The following is an 8,626-nucleotide window of genomic DNA, read 5'->3' as shown; positions in this document are numbered from 1 at the left end:
GCCGTACTGGTTTAAAGTTAATCCACTATATTTGCGCCAACATCATCACAAACCTTACAACATGAAGGTCGTCTGAAATTTTTCAGACGACCTTTTGAGCCTGTCAAACTATTGTCCTGAATCTTTCGGCTTCTGATTAGCATTCTCAAACAATTTGTTCATAGGGGTCAGATTGATTGCATTACCTTGACTGACTATCCATTTATCCTCCACCCGCCAAACGCCTGAAGTGTCTTCCACGCGCAGATACCAGTGGTTGGTCGGCGGCAGGGGTTTGAAAGTCGCTTCATACTCCATACGACCGTTTTGGATTTCCGCACTGACAGGGTGCAGTTTGACGGTTTGGTCTTCCGATTTTTTAGTCGGGTGCATCAAAAGGAGATTCAAAGGCTGTTTGGGATCGAATTCCCCGCTGACAAACACTTTGGCCGCATCCTTATCTGGACTGATCAGCACTTGCACCTGCATATGCCGCTTCACTGCCTCTTCATCGCGGTGAAGCTGGATGTCGATATGTTTGCCGTCTTTGTAATAGTCGTCCGTTACCAAATCGGTTGCATGTTCTTTGGCGACGAAGAACATGGCGACACTGGCAATCACGACGAAAATAGGCCCCGCCATCAACACCCACGGCCAAATGTGTTTGTACCAAGGTTTGACTTGTTTTTGCTCGGACACGTTTTATTCTCCGATAAAGGTTGCTTCTTCTTCCAAGATAGTGGGTTTGCCATCTGCTTTGCCGGTTTCGCGATAAGTGAAGGTAAACTCAATCGGATGGCTGCCCTTGTCGGCGTATTCGGGAATGGTGGAAACTTGGACCGGAATGGTCAACGTTTGGCGCGGTGCGATTTTCACGCCGCCTTCCGGCAATCCGGTTAGGGCAATTTCTTCAAAGCCTTTGACTGCCGCAGTCATCACTTGTTCGTTTTCACTATTGTTGATAATGCGCAGGTTATATGCGTTTTCCAGCCAACCTTTGCTGTTTTCGCGCACCATCACGCCGCGGTCTTTCAAAATATCGACTTCGACCATTTTGCGTGTGGAAAGTCCGACCAAGAAAGCAATAATAACCACCAGCAAAACAGCGCCGTATCCCGCCACACGCGGACGTTTCAAGCGTTTTTTGATGTCGCTTTCAGGATATTCGTGTTCCAACGCGCCTTCGGTCGTATAGCGTATCAGTCCGCGCGGATAACCCATTTTATCCATGATTTCGTCGCAGGCATCAATACACGCCGCACAGCCGATACATTGATACTGCAAACCGTCGCGGATATCGATACCGACGGGACAGACCTGTACGCACATGGTGCAGTTGATGCAGTCGCCCAATCCGCTGTCTTCTTTGTTGGCGGTTTTCTTGCGCGCGCCGCGCGGTTCGCCGCGTTCGGTATCGTAAGAAATAATCAGCGTGTCTTTGTCGAACATCGCGCTTTGGAAGCGTGCATACGGACACATATGCAGGCACACTTTCTCACGCATAACGTGGGCAAAGAAGAAGGTCATGAAGCCGTAAAACGCTGCGGCAAACATCGCGCCGCCGCCTGCTGCTCCGGCAAACAAGTCGGGAACGAACTGGCGGATCGGGACAAACCAGCCCGCAAAGGTAATGCCTGTCCACGCGCAGACAAGAAAAATCAGCAGAGCTTTAGTTGCTTTAATACGGATTTTAGTGAAATTCCACGGCGATTTTTCCAGCTTCAGGCGTTTGTTGCGGTCGCCTTCGACCAAGTTGTCGATCCACAGCATGATTTCGGTATAAACCGTCTGCGGGCAGGAATAGCCGCACCACAAGCGTCCGGCAATCGTCGTCCACCAAAACAGCCCGAAGGCGCAAATCATCAGCAGCAGGGCAAGGTAAATCAAGTCGCCCATACCCAACGACAGCCCGAAAATGAAGAAATGCCGGTCCGGAATATTGAAGAGTACCGCCTGACGGTCGCTCCAGTTGAACCACGGAATCACATAAAACACAAACTGCGTCGCCAATACGGCGGCTATACGCAATTTGGCGAACCGCCCTTCCGCTTTTTTCGGATGGATGCGTTCGCCTTCGGGATGGATTTGGATGACGCTGGATTTGGGTTTTGAGGGTTTGGGCGGAGCGGTTTTTGCCGGTTTCTCGGACTGCTCTTTCGGGGCAGCGTTTTTTTCTTCTGACACAGCGTTTTCGGCTTGGTTTTCTGTTGACATTTTTCAGTGTTCCTTCGTGTGTTTGCGCGCAGGTCTTTTATTCTGATTACTGGTTTGATTGGTTTTTCAGACGACCTTTTATATGCGTCGGAATCATATCATTTGAACTTGACCAAAGCAAAAAGCCCTACTTGGCTTTTATATGCCACCCGTTTTGATTTTTCTGTTGCCCGAGTCTGAAATCGGCGATATTCAAGCAGTTGCATATAACCGATGACGCTATGTTTATAGCGAATCGCTATATCTCTGATAAAAATTTATAAACTACTGTTTCAAAACGGAATAACAGTTAATCTCATCTGCTTTGCCTGTTTCAGACGACCCCTTATGCGGACAATTTTTAAAACAGGACAATGCGAAACCGATGCCGTACCGGTTTGAAGTTGTCCTTCTGATAGACGGAAAGGTCGTCTGAAAGCCGCCCATATCCTTGAAAGCCTGACCGAATCGGGCGATAATCAACGGAATTTTCTTTACCGTTACCGTTTCAAACCAATACAACAAGGAAGGTACAAAATGTCTCAACTGGCAAACGCAATCCGTTTCCTCTCGGCCGATGCCGTTCAAAAAGCAAATTCCGGCCACCCCGGCGCGCCCATGGGTATGGCGGAAATGGCGGAAGTATTGTGGACGAAATTCCTGCGTCACAACCCTGCCAACCCCAAATTCTACAACCGCGACCGCTTCATCCTCTCCAACGGCCACGCGTCCATGCTGTTGTACAGCCTGCTGCACCTGACCGGCTACAACCTGAGCATTGAAGACTTGAAAAACTTCCGCCAACTGCACAGCAAAACCCCCGGCCACCCCGAATACGGCTACACCGATGGCGTGGAAACCACGACCGGCCCGTTGGGACAAGGCATTGCCAACGCGGTGGGTATGGCATTGGCGGAAAAAATCCTTGCCGCCGAATTTAATAAAGACGGTTTGAACATCGTCGATCACTACACTTACGTCTTCATGGGCGACGGCTGCCTGATGGAAGGCGTATCGCACGAAGCCTGTTCGCTCGCCGGCACTTTGGGCTTGGGCAAACTGATTGTTTTATATGATGACAACAATATTTCCATCGACGGCAAAGTGGACGGCTGGTTTACCGAAAACATCCCGCAACGCTTTGAAAGCTACGGCTGGCACGTCGTTCCCAACGTAAACGGCCACGACACCGCCGCCATTCAAGTCGCCATCGAAGCCGCCCGTGCCGAAACCGGCAAACCGTCCATCATCTGCTGCAAAACCTTAATCGGGAAAGGCAGTGCCAACAAAGAAGGCAGCCATAAAACCCACGGCGCACCTTTGGGCGCGGACGAAATCGAAGCCACGCGTAAACATCTGGGCTGGACTTACCCCGCCTTTGAAATTCCGCAAGAAATCTACAACGCATGGAGCGCGAAAGAACAAGGCGCGAAACTGGAAGCGGAATGGAACGAGCTGTTTGCGCAATACCAAGCCAAATATCCCGCCGAGGCCGCAGAATTCGTGCGCCGCATGGATAAAAAACTGCCGGACAATTTCGATGCATACGTTCAAGCAGCATTGAAAGAAGTATGTGCCAAAGCCGAAACCATCGCCACCCGCAAAGCCAGCCAAAACAGCATCGAAATCCTCGCTAAAGAGTTGCCCGAACTGGTGGGCGGTTCGGCCGACCTGACCCCGTCCAATCTCACCGACTGGTCGGGCAGCATCTCCGTTACCCGCGACAAAGGCGGCAACTACATCCACTACGGCGTGCGCGAGTTCGGCATGGGTGCCATCATGAACGGCCTTGCCCTGCACGGCGGCGTGAAACCCTTCAGCGCAACTTTCCTGATGTTCAGCGAATACGAACGCAACGCTCTGCGCATGGCAGCGCTGATGAAAATCAACCCCGTCTTCGTCTTCCCCCACGATTCCATCGGCCTCGGCGAAGACGGCCCGACCCACCAACCCGTCGAGCAAACCGCCACCCTGCGCCTGATTCCGAACATGGATGTATGGCGTCCGTGCGATACCGCCGAATCCTTGGTGGCCTGGGCGGAAGCGGTAAAAGCCGAAGACCATCCGTCCTGCCTGATTTTCAGCCGTCAAAACCTGAAATTCCAAGCGCGCAACGAGCAACAACTGAACGACATCAAACGCGGCGGCTACGTCATCAGCGAATCCCAAGACAACGCCCAAGCCGTCATCATTGCCACCGGTTCCGAAGTCGAGCTGGCTTTGGAAGCGCAAAAAGCCCTCGCCGCGCAAAACATCGCCGTGCGCGTCGTTTCCATGCCGTCCACCAACGTCTTCGACCGCCAAGACGCCGCCTATCAAGCCGCCGTCCTGCCCGAAGGCCTGCCGCGCATCGCCGTAGAAGCCGGACACGCCGACGGCTGGTACAAATACGTCGGATTGAACGGCGCAGTCGTCGGCATCAACCGCTTCGGCGAATCCGCCCCTGCCGAACTGCTGTTCAAAGAATTCGGCTTTACCGTGGAAAATGTGGTGGATACTGTGAAATCAGTGCTGTAAGCGGCAGCCATCGCATCAAAGGTCGTCTGAAAACGGAAGATAAGGTTTTCAGACGACCTTTTTCCTTTAAAGCCACCCAAACCGGTTTAACGAAAATCCAATTATAGTGGAATTAACATAAATCAGGACAAGGCGACGAAGCCGTAGACAGTACAGATAGTACGGAACCGATTCACTTGGTGCTTCAGCACCTTAGAGAATCGTTCTCTTTGAGCTAAGAAGAGGTAACGCCGTCCTGGTTTAAAGTTAATCCACTATACCCATACGGCGGCGCACCCCTTCCTACATAAATGAAGCCGGATAAAGCGTCGTCTGCCCCTCCTATTCCCAATAATCCTTTGCCATATCTTGAAAGCCATACCGCTAAACCGTAAAATCACACCTTACCCAATTTGATATAAATTTACATCCAACCCATCTTACCCGCCAATTATGATGACCCGCCTTGCCGCCTATCGGAAAACTCTCCTCATCTGCCTGATTTTATGGGCATCCATCGTCGCCGTTTTCTCCGCCGAACGTTTCTTCATGCTGCACCATTTCGTTTCAGACGACATCCGCAGCCGTTATGCGGGCAATTTGGCGGCTTTGTTTGTCAAAGGGCTGTTGTTCGACATCAAAATCGCCTCCATTGCCGCCGCCTTCCCCTTCCTGATCGGGCTGTTCGGACTGGCTACACAGAAAACCACCGCCTTTACCCTACGCCTCCTGCCTACCGTCGCAACCGTCCTTTCCCTGACCGCATTCGCCGCCGCACTGGGCAACTGGTTCTATTACAGCGTTTACGACCGTCAATTTGACGTCTTCGTCTTCGGGCTGGCGGACGAAGACACCCGCGCTGTCCTGAAAACCGTCTGGTCTGACTATCCCGTCATCCCCTGTCTTATCGCCTTAATTACCGCAGCTTTCGTTTTCGGCAAAATCTTTAGTCTCATCCGCCGCCGCACCCGCTTTCAGACGACCTCATGGGGGAAAACCGCTTGGATTGCCGCCGTCCTCTTACCCGTCCTCGCGCTTGCCGCAGGCATACGCGGCTCGTTCGGCAAATTCCCCCTACGTCAGACCGCCATGCAGATTTCTGCCGCACCGCAAATCAACAAACTCGTTCCCAACGCCCTGACCTCCCTAAGCTGGGCAGTCAACGAATACCGCAACAGCAACGACTTCCATCCCGTCTCCGATGAAGACGGCAGCCGGCTCATCAGTACCCTGCTCGATAAAAAAACCGACGCCGACTTGACGCAGCTCTTTGCCCAAACCGCCGCAAACGCCGCCGTCGAAAAACACCGTCCCAACGTCGTTCTCACCGTCATGGAAAGCATGAGCGCGCATCTCTTGAACATGGACAATCCCGAACGGGACCTCTTGGGCGAACTGGGCAAACACTGGCAGCAAGACTGGGTATACCGCAAATTCGTTTCCGAAGGAGACGGCACCAGCGACACCCTGCACCGCTTCTTCGTCCGCAGCCCGCGCCTCAACCTCAGCCAATCCCTCGCCAAAAACAAAACCTTCCCCGGCAATATGTTCAAACCCTATCTCGATGCCGGCTACCGCGTCGTCTATATTACGGCGGGCAACGGCGGCTGGCGCGATTTCGACACCTTCCTGCGGCACTTGGGCGTCAACGAAATCATCGATGAAAACACCCTCAAAACCCACTATCCCGAAGCAAAATCCGACACATGGGGCGTGCCCGACGAATTCATGTTCCGCTATGCCGAAGAAGAACTCGCACGCGCCGAAGAAAGCGGCACGCCCGTATTCATCATGATGATGTCCGTGACCAACCACCCGCCCTACCGTCTGCCCGCGCCGCATCAGGCGAAAAACTTCCGTTTGGACGAACAAGAGCAAAAACGCCTTGCCAACCTCGCCTCAGGCAAAGAGCTGAATGAAATTTTCAACACCTTCCGATACAGCAACGACCAACTCGGCCGCTTTATCGGCAAAGTGAAAACCATCGCGCCCGACACCATTATCGCCGCCACCGGCGACCACAATATGCGCGCCATCGGCTATCCCGAATCCGCCGATGCCGCACTCGGCCACAGCGTCCCCTTCTACCTTTACGTCCCGCAAGCCTACCGCGGTAGCGCCGAATACCATCCCGAACGCGCAGGTTCGCACAAAGACATCCTGCCGACCCTCTACAACTTAAGCTTGTCCAAATCGCGCTACTACCAAACCGGCTGCAACCTCACCGCCCCACAACCCGATTCCGCATGGTGCGGCTACGGCTACAACCCCGAAGTCATCATCACCGAACGCGGTTTCTATCATCAACACAGCAAAGCATTCCACAAATGGGACAACAAAAATATCCAAACCGCCGAAAGCCGCCCAAGCACACCGGATAACGAAGACCAAGCCATCATCCGCCGCGCCTCGGCATATACGCCGTTTCTTGAATGGCAGATCAACCGGATTATCAGTACCCAATAAATCCGTTTATAGCCAAAGGTCGTCTGAAAAGTTTCAGACGACCTTTTTGCAAACCAACCATACCCCAGGCACTCCCGGCTTAAAGCAGATGCCGAACCATACCGTCATAGTGTAGTAAAATTATAGTGGAATTAACATAAATCAGGACAAGGCGACGAAGCCGTAGACAGTACAGATAGTACGGAACCGATTCACTTGGTGCTTCAGCACCTTAGAGAATCGTTCTCTTTGAGCTAAGGAGAGGTAACGCCGTACTGGTTTAAAGTTAATCCACTATAAAACACACCTCAAACATCGCACCACATTGCATCCGCGCAAACAACGCCTTACCGTTTGGCGGCAAATCCGCTATATAATCTATGCCGCTTGCGCCCCACACAAGGAACCTCATGAAAAAACACATCTACTGCCGCCACAGCTTTGAAATCGAAGTCCAGTTTTTCGATGTGGACGCCATGCACATCGTTTGGCACGGCAACTATGTGAAATACCTCGAAACCGCCCGCTGCGCCTTTTTGTCCGCCATCGGCTACGACTACAATGAAATGGCTCGGCAGGGATACAGTTGGCCGATCGTGCAGATGAACCTCAAATACATCCGCCCCGCCCGCTTCGGTCAAAAAATCCGCGTCGATATGGACATCGTCGAAATCGAAAGCTGCCTGCGCATCGACTATACGATTTATGATGCGCAAACCAACGAAAAGCTCAACCGCGCTTCGACCACCCAAGCCGCCGTTTCGCTGGCAGACGGCCTGATGCAGTTTCAGACCCCGCAAAGCTGGCTGGATGCCGTGCAAACCCATCCGACCTTTACTCCCACCTGACCTTCCCGTTTTCAGACGACCCCAACCCTTAAAGGTCGTCTGAAAACAAACCTGAAAAGGAACAACATGAAAAAAACACTTACCGCCCTCTTCCTGACCCTCGCCAGCCCCGCCTTGTGGGCGTTTTCCACCGCCGAACTCGCCCAAACCCTGCAAAAACCGTCCAACGTACAGGGCGCGTTTACCCAGCAGCGGCAGTTGAAATCCCTGAGCAAACCGATGGTTACGGGCGGAAAATTTGTCCTGATTCCGAAAAAAGGCCTGTTGTGGCAAATGCAGAAACCGTTTGAAACCACCCTGCGCGTGCGCTCGGACGGCATCATGCAGTGGAACGGCAGCGCATGGACCAACCCCAACCAAGGCAAGGTTGGACAAAGTCAGCAAATCAAGCTCTTCCTCGACCTGCTCGGCGGCAACACGCAAGGTTTGGAAAAACAATTCGACCTCGCCCTCTCTGGCACTGAAAAGCAATGGACGCTGAATTTGACGCCGAAAACTGCCGTTACCCGCCAAATTTTCAATCACATCGTTATCAGCGGCGACAGCGTGGTGCGCAAAATCGAGTTGGACGAAAAACAAGGCGACAAAACCGTGATGCAGTTCAGAGAAGTGCAAACCGGCAAACCGCTGGACGACTTTGCCAAAAAAGCCCTGTAAGCGGCATC

The 8,626-nt window shown here is 52.6% G+C and carries 6 protein-coding genes; 4 read left to right on the top strand and 2 right to left on the bottom strand.

The annotated features are described in order from the left end of the window. Positions 1-108: 108 nt before the first annotated feature. Complete coding sequence (locus HMPREF3277_RS09900) at positions 109-678, bottom strand: FixH family protein (RefSeq protein ID WP_003744335.1); 570 nt, start codon at positions 676-678, stop codon at positions 109-111. 3 nt (positions 679-681) lie between these two features. Next, positions 682-2,193, bottom strand: coding sequence for a cytochrome c oxidase accessory protein CcoG (ccoG, locus tag HMPREF3277_RS09895; protein WP_045074196.1), 1,512 nt, complete (start codon positions 2,191-2,193; stop codon positions 682-684). 516 nt (positions 2,194-2,709) lie between these two features. Between ccoG and tkt the strand changes: the two genes are divergently transcribed. From tkt to HMPREF3277_RS09875, 4 genes are all read left to right on the top strand, one after another. Further along, positions 2,710-4,689 (top strand): transketolase, encoded by a 1,980-nt coding sequence (gene tkt / locus HMPREF3277_RS09890; RefSeq protein WP_070871005.1) that lies wholly within the window; start codon positions 2,710-2,712, stop codon positions 4,687-4,689. A 432-nt stretch (positions 4,690-5,121) separates the two neighbouring features. Further along, positions 5,122-7,134, top strand: coding sequence for an LTA synthase family protein (locus HMPREF3277_RS09885; RefSeq protein WP_070871004.1), 2,013 nt, complete (start codon positions 5,122-5,124; stop codon positions 7,132-7,134). Positions 7,135-7,523: 389 nt separating this feature from the next. Then, entirely contained in the window at positions 7,524-7,961 is a 438-nt protein-coding gene (locus HMPREF3277_RS09880; RefSeq protein WP_003767199.1) for an acyl-CoA thioesterase, read from the top strand. A 66-nt stretch (positions 7,962-8,027) separates the two neighbouring features. Further along, positions 8,028-8,618 (top strand): LolA family protein, encoded by a 591-nt coding sequence (locus tag HMPREF3277_RS09875; RefSeq protein WP_003767219.1) that lies wholly within the window; start codon positions 8,028-8,030, stop codon positions 8,616-8,618. Positions 8,619-8,626 lie beyond the last annotated feature (8 nt).

It is taken from the genome of Neisseria sp. HMSC70E02 (genome assembly GCF_001838645.1).
Lineage (GTDB): Bacteria > Pseudomonadota > Gammaproteobacteria > Burkholderiales > Neisseriaceae > Neisseria > Neisseria macacae.
This window is presented reverse-complemented; position numbering and strand designations above follow the sequence as displayed.

What these genes read in the sequence shown, in the direction of transcription:
- ccoG (WP_045074196.1), bottom strand. Translation starts at nt 2,193, where the DNA reads ATGTCAACAGAAAACCAAGCCGAAAACGCTGTGTCAGAAGAAAAAAAC.
- HMPREF3277_RS09875 (WP_003767219.1), top strand. Translation starts at nt 8,028, where the DNA reads ATGAAAAAAACACTTACCGCCCTCTTCCTGACCCTCGCCAGCCCCGCC.
- HMPREF3277_RS09885 (WP_070871004.1), top strand. Translation starts at nt 5,122, where the DNA reads ATGATGACCCGCCTTGCCGCCTATCGGAAAACTCTCCTCATCTGCCTG.
- tkt (WP_070871005.1), top strand. Translation starts at nt 2,710, where the DNA reads ATGTCTCAACTGGCAAACGCAATCCGTTTCCTCTCGGCCGATGCCGTT.
- HMPREF3277_RS09880 (WP_003767199.1), top strand. Translation starts at nt 7,524, where the DNA reads ATGAAAAAACACATCTACTGCCGCCACAGCTTTGAAATCGAAGTCCAG.